Source organism: Anaerococcus sp., assembly GCF_030825785.1.
Lineage (GTDB): Bacteria > Bacillota > Clostridia > Tissierellales > Peptoniphilaceae > Anaerococcus.
On record NZ_JAPJPG010000007.1, the window covers coordinates 36,909 to 52,744 of the forward strand.

At 34.7% G+C, this 15,836-nt stretch carries 13 protein-coding genes; 1 reads left to right on the plus strand and 12 read right to left on the minus strand.

Features of this window, described 5'->3' with window-relative positions; genetic code table 11:
- Nucleotides 1-208: 208 nt before the first annotated feature.
- Nucleotides 209-907, plus strand: a complete 699-nt coding sequence (locus RCH56_RS02035) for a heparan-alpha-glucosaminide N-acetyltransferase domain-containing protein (protein ID WP_306483333.1) — start codon at nt 209-211, stop codon at nt 905-907.
- A gap of 43 nt (nt 908-950) precedes the next feature.
- On the opposite strand, the gene RCH56_RS02040 is transcribed toward RCH56_RS02035, so the two are convergent.
- The 12 genes from RCH56_RS02040 to RCH56_RS02095 form a co-directional block, all read right to left on the minus strand.
- Nucleotides 951-1,556, minus strand: coding sequence for a DUF4230 domain-containing protein (locus tag RCH56_RS02040; protein ID WP_015777984.1), 606 nt, complete (start codon nt 1,554-1,556; stop codon nt 951-953).
- Nucleotides 1,557-1,571: 15 nt separating this feature from the next.
- Complete coding sequence (trmB, locus tag RCH56_RS02045; protein WP_306483334.1) at nt 1,572-2,201, minus strand: tRNA (guanosine(46)-N7)-methyltransferase TrmB; 630 nt, start codon at nt 2,199-2,201, stop codon at nt 1,572-1,574.
- A gap of 12 nt (nt 2,202-2,213) precedes the next feature.
- Complete coding sequence (locus RCH56_RS02050) at nt 2,214-3,107, minus strand: DegV family protein (RefSeq protein ID WP_306483335.1); 894 nt, start codon at nt 3,105-3,107, stop codon at nt 2,214-2,216.
- 250 nt (nt 3,108-3,357) lie between these two features.
- Complete coding sequence (locus RCH56_RS02055) at nt 3,358-3,849, minus strand: GAF domain-containing protein (RefSeq protein ID WP_306483336.1); 492 nt, start codon at nt 3,847-3,849, stop codon at nt 3,358-3,360.
- Nucleotides 3,849-4,199, minus strand: a complete 351-nt coding sequence (locus tag RCH56_RS02060; RefSeq protein WP_306483337.1) for a Spx/MgsR family RNA polymerase-binding regulatory protein — start codon at nt 4,197-4,199, stop codon at nt 3,849-3,851. Before RCH56_RS02060 ends, RCH56_RS02055 begins: the two co-directional genes overlap by 1 nt.
- Nucleotides 4,196-5,371 (minus strand): M20 family metallopeptidase, encoded by a 1,176-nt coding sequence (locus RCH56_RS02065; RefSeq protein ID WP_306483338.1) that lies wholly within the window; start codon nt 5,369-5,371, stop codon nt 4,196-4,198. The genes RCH56_RS02060 and RCH56_RS02065 overlap by 4 nt, the downstream gene beginning before the upstream one ends.
- A 535-nt stretch (nt 5,372-5,906) precedes the next feature.
- A complete protein-coding gene (locus RCH56_RS02070; protein ID WP_306483339.1) occupies nt 5,907-6,791 on the minus strand; it encodes a DegV family protein in 885 nt (294 codons plus the stop codon).
- Between the two features lie 144 nt (nt 6,792-6,935).
- Nucleotides 6,936-8,144 carry a threonine ammonia-lyase gene (gene ilvA / locus RCH56_RS02075; RefSeq protein WP_306483340.1) on the minus strand — a complete coding sequence of 403 codons (1,209 nt, stop codon included), beginning with the start codon at nt 8,142-8,144 and terminating at the stop codon, nt 6,936-6,938.
- Nucleotides 8,145-8,155: 11 nt separating this feature from the next.
- Nucleotides 8,156-11,692: a pyruvate:ferredoxin (flavodoxin) oxidoreductase gene (gene nifJ / locus RCH56_RS02080; protein ID WP_306483341.1), complete on the minus strand. Its 3,537-nt coding sequence runs from the start codon at nt 11,690-11,692 to the stop codon at nt 8,156-8,158.
- 83 nt (nt 11,693-11,775) lie between these two features.
- Entirely contained in the window at nt 11,776-12,981 is a 1,206-nt protein-coding gene (locus RCH56_RS02085; RefSeq protein ID WP_306483342.1) for a dicarboxylate/amino acid:cation symporter, read from the minus strand.
- 238 nt (nt 12,982-13,219) lie between these two features.
- Complete coding sequence (locus RCH56_RS02090) at nt 13,220-14,155, minus strand: L-lactate dehydrogenase (RefSeq protein ID WP_306483343.1); 936 nt, start codon at nt 14,153-14,155, stop codon at nt 13,220-13,222.
- Nucleotides 14,156-14,226: 71 nt separating this feature from the next.
- A partial coding sequence (locus tag RCH56_RS02095) for a phosphatidylglycerol lysyltransferase domain-containing protein (RefSeq protein ID WP_306483344.1) occupies nt 14,227-15,836 on the minus strand: 1,610 nt, incomplete at its 5' end.

Below are 15,836 nucleotides of genomic sequence, written 5' to 3' on the forward strand. Positions count from 1 at the left end.
CCTTAGATGGATACTCTACATCCTTCTCGCTCTTCCTACAAGGACAACGTCGAAGTCCTCTCTTAGTCTGTGGTATGGGTATATTAATTCACTTTCTTCGAATAGTGACTCTACTAGTACTGCTATCTTTTTCATGTAAACTCCTTTTCTCTTCTTCCGACTTACTAGACATTTACCCTATGTGGTATAATTTAAACAAGGAGTTTATATGAAGAGAAATTATTATTTGGATAGCTTTAGAGGATTTACTATTATATCGATGGTTCTTTTCCACCTGGCCTATAATATAAATTATTTTAGACCTATAAGCTGGTATGATGGAACTACTTTAAACCGAATATGGCAAATATCTATAGCCTTATCATTTTTTATAATATCAGGAATCACATCAAGCCTTCTCAATTATAACAAGAATATAAAAAGAGGAATAAAAACTTCACTCTTTGGCTTTGCTATTACATTAATCACATATGTTTTCGCTAAGAACCAATTAATTGTTTGGGGAGTCTTAAACGGGTTGGGACTTTCTATGATAATTGCCGGACTTATCCAAAGATTCTGGAAGATTCCTCCATACTTTGCTATTATTTTCCTCTTGATTTTTGTAGGAACTTATAATATACCAAGAGCTTCCTTGACTGGCTTTAGATTATTTGATGATTTATATGAAAATAATATCTTTATATTAGGTTTTCCTTCATCAAGCTTTGCTTCAACAGATTATTTTCCTTTAATACCTTGGATTTTCGCTTATCTTACTGGGCTAAGCGCAGGAAATCATCTTAAAGAAAAGAATGTAAGTAAGGGAAATGACAATATTCTTGCAAGGATCGGAAGACTTTCTATGCCAATTTATCTGGCCCATCAAATAATACTTTATCCTTTAGTAAGTTTTTTCTTAAGCTAAAAATCCGCTAGCTATCTTAGTCATGATAGCTTAGCGAATTTTTTTAATTTACCTTTACTGTATATTCATCTTTAATTAAAGGATTGATATTTAATATTTCTATAATAGCATCCTTGCTCTTATCCCTTGCTTCTTCCAAAAAGCCCTTTTCTAAGAGTTCTTGTTCAGTCTTTTTCATTTCATTTTTACGAAATTCTGAGAAATCTTTTATCTTTAGCTGGTTGAAGATAGATTCTTTCTCATCAAAGATTGTAAGAGAGTCCTCATCTATCTGATGGGATAAGATTTTGGCTTGAGGTAGGGATATATTTATAGCTTTCTTCTCATCATTAATATCTACCTTGGCCTTATCTAAATCTATTCCCGCACTAATTTCTCCATCATAGGATATGATAAATTTCTTGGTAGTGAAAGGAATTTTGATTCCATAAAATTCATTGTCATTTTCAAATGATCCTACATTTGTGTATCTATATTTTAATGTAGTAAGCTCCTTAACGCTTACTAGTTGTTCCTTTACAATGTCGCTTGTTACTTCTTCTTTAGTCTTAAATACTCCTGCCTTCATCCCAAAGAAATAGGAAACAAATACTAGAAATATCAGAATAATAAATCCACTGAGTAATCTTTTAGCTTTTTTAGTTTTCATAGGCTCTTTCCCTTACTAATTTAAAAATTTTGCAGCTACAAAATATATTGGCATATCTCTTTTCCTAAATTTCGCCTCATATTCTGTAACAACTGATTTATTGATATCTAAGTCCATATCGTCTTCTTCAATCTCCATACCAAAGTCCTCAAAATAGAGGCAGCTTGCATCAAAGAAATCTTCATTATCAGTCTTTAGCTCAATTTCCGCTCCATCAGATATTATTTTTTCATATCTATCTAGAAATCTCTTGTGAGATAGCCTCCTCTTATGGTGGCGTTTTTTAGGCCACGGAGTAGAGAAATTGAGGTAGATTTTATCAACTTCACCCTTCTCAAAGAAGTCTTCAAGATTTTCGGCATTTCCAATTATGCCTCTGACATTTTTCATATCTTCATCTAACATCTTTCTGCTAGCTACAACAAAGGCATTTGTATTCATCTCTAAGGCTATATAGTTTATATCATTATGTAAATTTGCCATTTGTGTGACAAAGTCTCCCTTACCAGCTCCAATTTCTAGGTGGATAGGATTATCATTGCCAAAAATTTCCTTCCATTTTCCCTTATTTACGCTCGCATCAAAATATATTTTATTATTTTCCCTCATCTCAGGAATCGCATTTGGCTTATGTCTTAGTCTCATTCACCCTCCTAACTATCTTCCCTTTTCTTGACCCCAAAATACCACAGCTAGGGTACCTGGTCCCGTATGAGAACCTATTATAGTTCCAAACTGATAAATTTCAATATCCTTCTCTATATTAGGAAATTTTTCTAAAAGTTTTTCCTTAAGATCTAGGGCTCCTTCATAGTCATGGGAATGAATAATCAAACATTTATTATCATAGTCTTTACCATCATCAGCAAAACTTTCCATCTTCTTTAAAAGAACCTTGATAGCACGCTTTTTGGTCCTTACCCTTTCTCTTACGATTAGCTCCCCAAATCTGTTGACTTCCATAACCGGACAAATATTTAAGGCATTGCCGACAGTTCCCTTGGTCTTGGATATTCTGCCTCCCCTAATATAATAGGTTAGATCAGAACTTAAAAACCATCCATTAACCCTGTCCCTATTGTTTATCAACCAATCATTTATCTCTTCTATACTTTTTTCCTGGTCTCTCATTTTCGCCATCTCTTTGACTAGAAAAAGTTGGGCAGCCGAAGCATTAAGCGAGTCTAGAACATATATCTTTCTTTCAGGATATTTTTCAGCAAGCTCTTCTTTAGCTATTAAAGCATTATTGTATTCACCTGTTATTCCTGAAGATAAGCAAAGGTGAATTATATCATTACCTTTTTCTAAGAATTGTTCAAAATAATTAAGATATTCAAAAACATTTATTTGGCTGGTGGTTGAATAAGATCCTGCAATCATTTTTTCATAAAAGTCGCTAAGACTTATACTTTCTCCCAAATCATCTAAGTAATCTCTTCCATCTATCTGATAATGGAACGGAATCCATTTTACATCTAACCTTTCAAAGAGTTCTTCGCTAATATCGACAGAAGATGTTGCACTAATTATATAGCTAGCATGTGTCATACAAACCTCTCTTTTCATTTAAAAGTATATTAGTAATATTATATAAGTTTTTTTATTTAATTCTATCTGCCTTACCGATTATTATACTAATAAATGAAAAAAAATATAAGTATTTTATATAATTTCAAGATATTTTTACAATTTAAAATTAGATAAGATTTTTAATTCATCTAAAAAGCCACTGATAATAGTCATCATAAATCACAATCAATAGGGCTTTATGATTATAAGTCAGCGGCATACCTTATTCTTATAAATAGATTCTATTTTCTAAAATTTGACCAATCTCCCTAAATTTCTCTAGCTCTAATTCAGTGAAGCGAGCTGGCTTTGGTGAGTCAAGGTCTATTAAACAGACTAGGTCTTCTTCATTAAATATGGGAATCACAAGCTCAGATTTGGAATTACTATCACAAACTATATGATCTTTAAACTCTCCTACATCATCGACCTTAACTATTTCCCTATCCCTATAAGCCTTGGCACAAACTCCCTTATCAAAGGAAAGCTTAGTGCAAGCTGGAAGTCCTTGGAAGGGTCCAAGTATTAAGCCTTCTTCTCTTACTATATAAAAGCCTGCCCAATTCAAATCCCTCACATAGGCCTTTATAAAAGCAGAAACATTGGCCATTAGAGCTATAGGATTTTCTTCATCAGATACTTGAATCTTGATAAAGTTTATTAATTCATCAAGACATTTCTCATCATCAAGCCCTGCTATTTTATTTAAATCTATATTCATTATAAAGTCTCTACGTATTTTTTGACATCTGGTCCGACTAGAATCTCACCATCATCAGTAAAAAGAATTGGCCTTTTAACTAGCATTCCATCTGTTGCTAGGAGGTCATATTTTTCATCTAAAGTCATTTCCTTTAACTTATCTTTTAAGTTCTCTTCTCTGTAAATTTTCCCTGATGTATTGAAAAATCTTTTAATATCATAGTCTGTTTTTTCATGCCAAGATTTTAGTTCATCTCTTGTAGGGTTTTCATCCTTTATATCTCTTAATTCATAAGAAATATTCTTCTCATCGAGCATTTTTTTAACGCCCTTACATGTTGTACATCTTTTATAACAAATTAATTTCATTTATTTTCTCCTTTCAAATAATCATAGGCAAGACTTGCCATAGTAGTAGGACCATAGACAATTGAATCTTCATTAAAGATCGCCTTACCATTATGGAGAGGATAGACCTCGCCATTTTCTACTTTACAACCAACCATCAGCATTAAGGACGGAACAAGCCTTGCTACATTTGCGAAGTCATCGCTTGCCGTAACAGCTTCACAATCATCTATTAAGTTAAAGCCCTTATTTTCTTCTTTAACATTCTCTAAGACTCTAATAGCGTCTTTATAAAAGTCCTTATCATTAATTATAGCAGGAACATCCGAAAGAATCTCAAATGTCGAATCTGCCCTATAGGCTTTGGCTATATATTTACTAAGTTCTGGAATTCTTTTTTGGATATGCTTTTTACTTTCTTCATGATAACTCCTACAAGTTCCTTCGATAATAGCCTTGTCTGGTATTATATTAGGAGCAGATCCTGCCTTGATATGACCTGTAGTAAGTACCGCTCCCTTGGTAAAGGAAAGCTCCCTTGTTACAATCTCTTGTAAGCCATTTACAATTTGACTTGCAACAAAGCTTGCGTCTACTCCATTTTCTGGCATAGCCCCATGAGATGACTTACCCTTAACCTCTATCCTGAAGTTATTATTTGATGTAGCCATCTGCCCTTCTTTTATATAGATACCCACGGGTCTAGTAGTATCCATATGAACCATAACTGCCATATCTACCTTAGGATTGTCTAGGATTCCCGCTTCTATCATTTTTTCTGAACCCTCTAGGATTTCCTCAGCGGGTTGAAACATTAATTTGACAACACCATCAAGGTCTTCTTCTATTTCCTTTAAGATTTTGGCAGTTCCTAAAAGCATTGCTGTATGAAAATCATGGCCGCACATGTGTCCGCATTGATTTTTGGACTTAAAATCCAAATCATTTTCTTCTTGTATTGGAAGAGCGTCCATATCGGCTCTTAATAATATCGTCCTATCCCCCTTGCCCAAACTTGCAAGTACTGAATTTTCTATTGGGGAAGTATAGCTAATCCCTAATTTATCTAATTCTTCTTTGACAAGCTTACTTGTATCTTCCAAGTCAAAAGCAAGTTCTGGATTTTCGTGAATTCTTCTTCTTATATCAATCATATACTCTTTAATTTCGTTAGATTTTTCAAAAAAATTCATATTCTACCTTCTTTCCTATATATTATACTATAGGAAAAAGAGATGTTTAATTCATATTAATGGAAAGGAAAACTATTTACCCCTTAATTTTGAGATAATTATCCATCGCTTAAATTAAACATCCCTTATTTACTAGAAGTCTATCTTTTCTCCGTAGTAGCTCGTCTTGTAAATTTTCTTGATATCACTAGCTGAAGTTTCTCTAGGATTAGTCAATGTGCAAGCATCCTTAAAGGCATTTTCGCTCATTAAATCTAGATGATTTAGAAAATCTTCCTCGATGATGACTGTATTTTTTCCTTCTTTAATGTTAGGAGCAATACCGAATTTTTTATTTAATTTTCTAATTTCTGCTGCCTACAAGAACTGCTTTCTTACAACCAATAATTGATAGGCATTCTAGAGCATCTTCACCATAAATAATTGTATTTGCTAATTATAATGTTTTGTAGGTAATATAGCCCTCTTATGTCTACTAATTATTTATCTAATTTTAATAGACAAATTAAATTTTTGGATAAGGTTTTTTTCATGATTATCTTAGTCGCTTCTCGCCCCAATAGAACATTGTAATAGTTCCAGGACCTATGTGGCTACCAATAGTAGGACCAATTTCAAATATATCTATAGAAGATATTTTCTTAAATCTATCTTCCATCATTTCCTTCAATTCCTCGGTTGTCTTTTCATTGCTAGCGTGACTTATAAATAATTTGTCGTCGTAATCAAGGCCTCCGATAGCATTTTTCTCCATCCTATCTACTAAGGTTTTGAGAAGTTTTTTCTTTGTTCTTATCTTTTGGGTTACCTGCATATGACCTTCATCATCAATTTCTATTAAAGGACATATTTTGAGAAGATTTCCAATATTGGCTGCAGTTTTAGAAATTCTTCCCCCTCTTGCTACATATTCTAGATTTTCATTGCTAGTATAGCTTATGACACGGAGGGTGTTTTCTTTTGCCCATTCATATAGGTCTTCAATGCCCATACCTTCTTTTTTGAGATTTACAAGTTTATCTACAAGAAGACCCACACCAGAAGAAGCCATCTTTGAATCTATAGGGTAAATTTTTCTTTCAGGATATTTTTTCTTTAGTGTTTCAATTGCCTGGATGAGACATGAGTATTGAATAGATAGGCCTGAGGATAAGCAAACATGAATAATGTCCATATCCTTTTGTAGAAGTTCTTCAAAATAGTCTAAGTAAGCTTGGGTATTAATAGCAGCTGTGCTTGGAGCTGCACCTTCTTCCATATTTATATAGAATTCTTCCATATCCAAACTTTGGCCAAAATCATCTAAGTATATTTCTCCCTTAAGTTCGAAATTTGATTTTATAAAACTTACGCCGATTTCTTTTACATAGTCGGCAGATAAATCCATTATAGATTCAGAACTAATAATATAATCTGACATAAATCCTCCTTCTGAAATCTAACAATTAATTATATTCTACCATAATCAAGGAAAATCTGAAATAAAAAATCTTATCATCTGTGAATAATAGGTAAAGAAAAAGATGCACGAAAGTATTCCGTGCACCATATTTCTTTACCTAATCTATTTATCTCGTCTTATATGACTTTCTTCATAACCAGCATCTGCTAAAGCTTGGTATACTTGATTTCTGTGATCTATATTGTAAGTTTCTGCTATTATTCTTACTACAGCATGATCAAATCCAACTGTTTCAGCTGATTTGAATTGGTCGATATCCTTGATATTTGCACCTAAATCTTTGATTATGGTAAGAAGTCTGATTAGTTCACCTGGTTTATCGGAGATTCTTGTGGTAATTTCTGTAAGTCTTCCAGTTTTGAATAAACCAGAATTAATGATTTGATAGATTGTGTTAACGTTAATATTACCACCAGAAAGAACCGCACAGACTTTCCCATCTGAGAAATCATATTTGTTTGAAAGAACTGCTGCGACAGATGAAGCTCCTGCTCCTTCTGCACTTACCTTACTTTCTTCTAGAAGTCTTAGGATAGCATTGGTTATTTCATCTTCTGATACTGTTACTATTTCATCGACATATTTTTCGCATAGATCGAAGGTAATCTCGCCTGGTTTTTTGACAGCTATACCATCAGCCATAGTGTTTGCAGAATCTAAAGTTACGATTTTACCAGCTTTCCTTGAAGCAAGCATTGAAGCTGCTGTTTCTGGTTCTACACCGATAATCTTTACATCTGGTCTTATAGATTTTACAGCTAGGGCAATTCCTGAAATTAGTCCACCTCCACCGATTGGAACTACGATGTATTTTACATCAGGAAGTTGATCTAATATCTCAAGACCTATTGTACCCTGACCTGATAGTACATATTCATCATCAAAAGGTGCAACGTAAGTTAGATCTCTTTCCTTTTGAAGCTCATAAGCCTTAGCTTGTGCATCATCAAAGGTTCCATCTACTATGATTACTTCACCACCATAGCCCCTAGTTGCTTCGATTTTAGAAAGAGGTGCAATTGATGGAATACAGATGTATGATTTGATTCCTTGTCTTGTTGCTGAAAGAGCCACACCTTGGGCATGATTTCCAGCCGAGCAAGATATTACTCCTTTTTTCTTTTGCTCATCAGTAAGGTGGGCAATCTTGTTGAAGGCTCCTCTAAGTTTGAAGGAACCAGTTTTTTGTAAGTTTTCCATCTTGATATAGAGGTTTTCACCCATTCTAGATGCTGTATAGATTGGAGTCTTTTCGATGTTACCTTCAAGAATTTCTCTTGCTTCTTTAATCATTTCTAAATTTGCTGTCATAACTACCTCTTTTATTTTTCTTCTGCCATTTTCTTGTAAGATTCTAATCTTTCACGTGCTGCTTCTTCTGCTTCTGCATATAGTTGGTCTGCACTTTCAGGGAAGGCCTTCTTAAGTGATGCGTAACGAACTTCCCCTTGGAGGAATTCCTGGAAGGATTCATCTGGATCTTTTGAATCTAAAATGAATGGATTCTTGCCTTCTGTTGCTAGAAGTGGATTGAATCTCCATAGGTGCCAGTAACCTGAAGCAACTGCCTCTTTTTCTCTTCTTTGAGTCTTGCCCATTCCAGCCTTGATACCGTGGTTGATACATGGAGCGTAGGCAATAATTAATGATGGACCTGGATAAGCCTCAGCTTCCTTGATTGCCTTAAGGGTTTGCGCTTGGTTTGCTCCCATAGCTACTTGTGCAACATATACGTAACCATAGGTTGTCATCATTAGACCGAGGTCTTTTTTACGTACTTTTTTACCAGATGCGGCAAATTTAGCAACTGCAGCAAGTGGGGTTGCCTTTGAAGATTGGCCACCTGTATTAGAGTAAACTTCTGTGTCGAATACTATGATATTGATATCTTCACCACTTGCTAGGACATGATCTACTCCTGAAAATCCTATATCATAAGCCCAACCGTCACCACCGAATATCCATTGGCTCTTCTTAACCATATAGTCCCTAAGTGCTTTTACTCTTTCTACGATTCTTTTAGCTTCTGGATCGTCAATTTGATTTCCTAAAAGTGACTCTATCTTAATTGCAGCTTTCTTGCTTGACTCAAAGTCGTTGTTATTTTCTAACCATTCATTAAATGCATCATTTAATGGGCTTGTTAGGTGTAGACTTAAGAATTTCTTCATTAGATTTTCTAGGGCTAGTTTGTTAGCCTTGCTTGCAAGAAGCATTCCGTAACCGTATTCTGCTGCATCTTCAAATAGTGATGATGCCCAAGCAGGACCTTCTCCCTTGTTGTTTGTACAATATGGCATTGATGGCACTGATGATCCCCAAATTGATGAACATCCTGTAGCGTTTGAGATAAGTTGGTGGTCTCCATATAGTTGTGTAATTAGCTTAGCGTAAGGTGTTTCACCACAACCTGCACATGCTCCAGAAAATTCTAATAATGGTCTTGAGAATTGTGAATTCTTTACATTGTTAGCTTCGATTTCTTCGTCTTTGTAGCCAACCTTGTTGTGAGCATATTCCCAATTATCTGCTTGCTTTTCTATTTGCTCATCAATTGGCTTCATCTCTAGCGCTTTTGTTGGGGCAGGACATACATCTACACAGTTACCACATCCCATACAGTCATATGGAGATACTTGAATCCTAAATTCATATCCTTCTAGGCCTTTACCTATAGCTTTCTTTGTTTCAAAGCCTTCTGGAGCATTTGCCTTAGCTTCTTCATCTAATAAGAATGGTCTAATAGTTGCATGAGGACAAACAAATGAACATTGGTTACATTGGATACAATTGTCTATCTTCCATTCTGGTACGAATAAGGCAATACCTCTTTTTTCATATTGGCTTGTGCCTGCCATATATTGTCCATCATCATATGGAAGGTAGGTTGATACTGGAAGATCGTCTTCGTGAAGATTTATAATTGGTTTAACCATATTTCTAATGAAGTCTGGTTCATCAGAATTATCTTCTGCTGCCTCAACCTTAAGGTTCTTCCAACTTTCTGGGACTTCTACCTTAGATAATTCTTCTCTAGTCCTATCAACTGCCTTGTTGTTCATATCGACAATATCTTGGCCCTTCATACCGTAAGAAGCTTGGATAGATTCCTTTAGATAGTCTATGGCATCGTCAATTGGTAGAACCTTTGATAGGATAAAGAAGGCAGTTTGGATTACCATGTTTGTCCTATGGCCTAAGCCCACTTCTAGGGCAATTTTTGAAGCATTTACAGTATAGAACTGGATATTTCTTTCTGCTATATCTTTTTTCATAGAAGCTGGCATATGCTCTTCTAATTCTTCCATATTCCATATTGTATTTAGAAGGAAAATTCCTCCGTCTTTTAGGTTTTTGGTTAAGTCATATTGTTTTACATAGGCTTGAGGAGAGCATGATACAAAGTCTGCCTCATCTATTAAATAAGCTGCATGAATTGGATTTGGTGAGAAACGTAAGTGAGATAGGGTTAGACCATTACTCTTTTTAGCATCATAGTCGAAATATCCTTGGGCAAACATGTCTGTGTTATCACCTATAATCTTGATAGCGTTTTTATTAGCACCTACAGTACCATCACCACCATTACCCCAGAAGATACATCTATTTGTCTTACCATCATCTATTACGAAGCTTTTATCAACATCAAGTGATGTATGCATCACATCATCATCAATACCTACTGTAAAGTGATTCTTTGCGTCTTCTTCTACGAGATTATCAAATACAGCCTTGATATGAGCTGGGTTTGTATCCTTTTGACCAAGACCGAAACGACCACCAATAATCTTTGGATTTCTATCAGAATTAGCAAATACTTCTACTACATCTAGGTATAAAGGCTCCCCAACAGAACCCTTTTCTTTTGTTCTATCTAATACAGCTATTCTTTCAACAGTTTCTGGTATTGTTTTTAATAAGTGTTCAGCAGAAAATGGCCTATAAAGGTGAACTTTAACTAGTCCTACTTTTCTACCTTCTTCGTTTAATCTATCGACTGTTTGGTTGATTGTATCAGTACCAGAACCCATTGCCACAATAATATCTGTAGCTTCTGGATCACCTACATAGTTGAATAGTGAATAATCTGTGCCTATTTTTTCGTTAATCTTATCCATGTATTCTTCAACTATAGATGGTAGTCCATCATAGGCTTCATTTTGTGCTTCTGTTCTTTGGAAATATCCACCCTTTTCAAATACACCACGCATTGTAGGTCTATGTGGAGATAGGGAATCGTTTTTGAAAGCATCAATAGCATCATAATCAACCATGTCCTCAAATTGATCATAGTCCCAAACTTCGATTTTTTGAATCTCGTGACTTGTTCTAAATCCATCGAAGAAGTTTACGAAAGGAATTCTTGCCTTAATTGCAGCTAAGTGGGCAACAGGTGATAAGTCCATAATCTCTTGAACAGATCCAGATGCTAACATTGCAAATCCAGTTTGTCTACCTGCCATAACGTCTTGATGGTCGCCGTACATGTTAATTGTACAAGTAGAAATGGAACGAGCTGCTACGTGAAATACTGCTGGAAGTCTCTCACCTGCCATCTTATACATATCTGGAATCATTAGGAGGAATCCTTGGCTTGCTGTATATGTAGATGTTAAAGCACCAGCTGCTAAAGATCCGTGAACTGCACCAGCAGCTCCTGCTTCATGTTGCATCTCTGTTACTGAGACTTCGTTTCCGAAAAGGTTTTTTCTACCTTGAGCAGCCCATTTGTCAATAAATTCAGGCATTGGTGAAGATGGTGTTATTGGATAAATTGCTGCAACATCAGAAAATGCGTAAGATACGTGTGCTGCGGCGGTATTTCCATCCATTGTTTTCTTTTTTCTTGTAATAGTCATTGTCTCTCCTTATGTAATACATTAAAGAAATGTATATGAGCGGAAAAATAGAACTCAAATGAGTCCTATTTTAACTTTTTCTTTTATTTAACTAATTCATCAATATAAGCTTCATTAGCTTGTGGGTCTAATTTGAATCCACTAATTTTGTTTACCATACATGCTATAGCACCGTCACCAGAGATATTGCAAGCTGTACCAAAAGAGTCTTGGGCAACATACAAAGCAATGATTAGCGCTGTCATAGGCTCAGTAAAACCAAGCATTGATTGTAATATACCTAAAGCTGCCATTACTGCTCCTCCAGGTACTCCAGGTGCTGCAACCATAGTCACACCAAGCATCAATATGAATGGGAACATGTGAGCTAAAGATACATCGCCACCTTGTAGCATGAGTATAGACATAGCACAAGATGTAATCGTTATGGTTGAACCTGATAAGTGGATCGTTGCACAAAGAGGAATAACAAAGTCTGCTATACCCTTGTTAACACCCATTTTGTAGGTTTGTCTTAATGTTACAGGAATTGTAGCTGCTGATGATTGTGTTCCTACTGCTGTCATATAAGCTGGGAAGATATTTTTGATTTTCTCAAATGGATTACCACCACCCATAGAGCTTGCTACCGTGTATTGGATCAAAATCGTCAACCAGTGAAGTATAATTACCATTATGAATACTTTTGAGAAGACTGATAATACTTTTACTACTGTTCCTTGATATGCCAAATTAGCAAAAATACCAGCAATGTGGATAGGCAATAAAGGAATTACTATGTTTGAAATTAATTTTGTAATAATATCAGAAAACTCGTGTACTGCTTTTTTAAGGAATTCTCCCTTAACTGCAGCAATACCTACACCAAGTATGAATGACATAATAAGTGCGGTTGTTACACTAAATATAGGATCCATTGGTGATTCAAAGAAAGGTTCTAGGACTTTGCCTGTGTTTTGGTCAGGGTTAAAGTTCATTGTACCAGCATCTATGAAGTGTGGTAAAATAGCGCTTCCTGTGAAATATGTAGCCGTACCGAATATTACCGTTGATAGATATGCTATTCCAGCAGTAATAGCTAGTGTCTTACCTGCATCATTTCCTAAATCTGCTATACCTGGGATAACAAATCCCATGATGATTAAAGGAATAACAAAGTTTAGGAAGTTGCCAAATAGTCCATTAAAGGTAATTAATATTCTTACAAGAACTGCTGGTCCAAATAGACCGATTAGAATACCTAAAATGATGGCTATGATTAGCCTTGGCAGTAAACCCAATTTTTTCATTTTTTCCTCCTAAATGAAAATTGATCATTTGATCATCCTTATAATATCAAATATACGTTTTCATGTCAATATTATTTTTGCTCAATTAGATAGTACTAGGCCTTGTGTATCTGCTCTATTGATAGTTATTATTAGAATCAAAAAAGAAATATTTTACTATGATAACGTTTCATTATAACGAAATCACATTCAATTAATTAAAAAAAACGAGGATTAACCTCGCTTCAATTCTATCAGTTTAAAATGATTCATCTATGATTTTTTTAAGTGTTTTGGCTGATGCTTGCATTCTTTCGTTTTCTGTATCAGTCAAAGGCACTTCTATAACCCACTTGGCTCCATCTTTACCTATAACCGTTGGAACTCCAATATAAATATCCTTAAGTCCGTATTCTCCATCAAGATATGATGATGCAGAAAATACTGAGTTCTCATCATTAATAATTGATTCAACAATTCTTGCAAGTGCCATGCCTATTCCGTAAAATGTTGCGCCCTTCTTTTTTATAATTTCATAGGCAGCATTTTTTGTTTTTTCAAAAGTATCGAGGAGGGCTAGCTCATCAACTTCGCTGTTTGCCTTAACCCATTCATAAATTGGTAGGCCACCGATATTTGTGTGAGACCAAACTGCAAATTCGCTATCTCCGTGTTCACCTAGGATAAAGGCATCGACGCTTCTTGGATCTATGCCGATAAGTTGAGCAATTTCTTTCTTAAATCTAGAAGAATCGAGGGTTGTTCCCGTTCCTATTACCTTATTTGCAGGAAATCCTGAGAATTTCCATGTTGCATATGTTAGAATATCTACTGGGTTACTTGCTACTAGAAAAATTCCATCAAAGCCAGATTCTACAACTTTTCCTACCATGTCTTTAAAAATAGATAGGTTTTTCTCTACTAGATCAAGTCTTGTCTCCCCGTCCTTTTGTGGTATCCCTGCTGTTATTACAACAACTTCTGCATCCTTACAATCCTTATAGTCTGCCTTATAGATTGACTTTGGCTTAGAAAAACTTAAAGCATCAGATAAGTCCATAGCGTCGCCATAAGCCTTGTCTTCATTTATGTCAATTATTCCGAGCTCTCTACCTATGCCTAGAATTGTAGAAGCATAAGCAAAGGAGGAGCCAACTGCTCCATCTCCAATTAAAATTATTTTACTATCTTTCATAAAAACTCCTTTATACCCTATTCTTTTACTAGGATACAATTATTATACTTTAATTTCCATTTTGCAAAAGATTATTTATTATTTTTTGTAAGTTTATTATCAATTAAGGATACAGCTAATAGTGAGTACAAGAGCCAATTCCCCTTGGCATAAGCCATGTATTTAGGAAGCCAAATACTAGCATACTTTTGCTTATAATTTCTAAGGCCTTTAAATGAATAGAATCTGCTTCCATGTGTGTAAACAAGATATGCCAATCTTTCTGATAGGTAGGCTGATTTCATAAGGCCTACATTTGACAGAGGCGCCATTCCAAGATTGAAATATTTGTATGAATTTTCTTTCCCATAAATAAATAGATTAAGAAATAGAAAATCCATCATAGAGTTTACATTCTTATCTTGATCGTAACGCATTAAGTCGATTGTAAGGACATCTGGATTTTTATTTGGCATAATATTGGTAAAGGCAGTTATTTCTTCGTCTTTATCCATAACGATTGCTATATCAGATTTTCTAAGATAATCTCTATCAAAAAATCCTAAAGAAAATCCCTTCTCCTTCCTATCCCTAAGCCAAGAGTTTGATATATCTTCTAGCTTATCTAGAAATTCGTCCGTATATGGGAAAGATACAATCTGAAATTTGTATCCTTCTTTAGCAAATCTGTTTAGAATATTTCTTTCCGTTGACTTCTTCCTTCCTTTTAGGGAGAAGTCTGAAAGACTTACAATGGCATTTTCCCCAAACTTCATAAAGTCATATCCATAATCATGTAGGCTAAGGGTAAATTGCTCGCCTACTTCATAAAATATAGGATTAAGGCCTGACCTTTGACATACTTCGTTAAAGCAAAATAAAGCTAAGGGAATATCCGCTTCTTTTCCAAAAGGCTCACCCATGACTATTGCCTTGTTATTAATGATTTGATATTGAAAGGCTACAGTTTTTTCTCCTTCTTTATCGATATAATAGTATATATATTTATCATTTAGAAATGATAATCCAGAAGCCAGAGATTGACTTGAGCCATATTTATCTATCAAAGTATCTAAATCATCTAAGTTTGTATTATAAAGATTATCTCCTCCCTTTTTCATATAAGAAAATATTGCTTTTGCAATTAGGATAAATAAAGCTAGGATAAGAATTATGTATCCAAGGCTAAGGGTCAAGCTGTGGTATTTATTCCTATTTATATTTAAAATATAGAAGAAAAATCCTACCAGGATAAGCATGAAATCAACTGTCTTTTCTTCCCAACTATATATAAATCTTTCCTTAAATAATAAACCCCTAGTATAGAATCCAAGAGCCATAAGGATGAGCACAGGTAAGATCGATACTATGTTTTCACCAATTGCAATTAGAAATATAGTCTGACTAAATCCTGTAATCATAATGAGTTTTAGCGATTTCTTTTGCTTATCTATAGATAATCTTCCCACAATTAAGAATAAATATCCTAAAAGCAAGTATATAGTTAGAAGGACAATTTCTAGAGTTGATAATTTTACTTTTACTTCTCCTATATTATAGAAATTATCCAATAAAATTACAGAAAGAATAATATATATTCCATATAGAATTATAAATATACTATTTATTTTCTGTATGAGCTCTTTAATTACTCTTATGTCGAAGTCACCATACTTTTCTTTAATTTTCCTAAAAAGGTAGT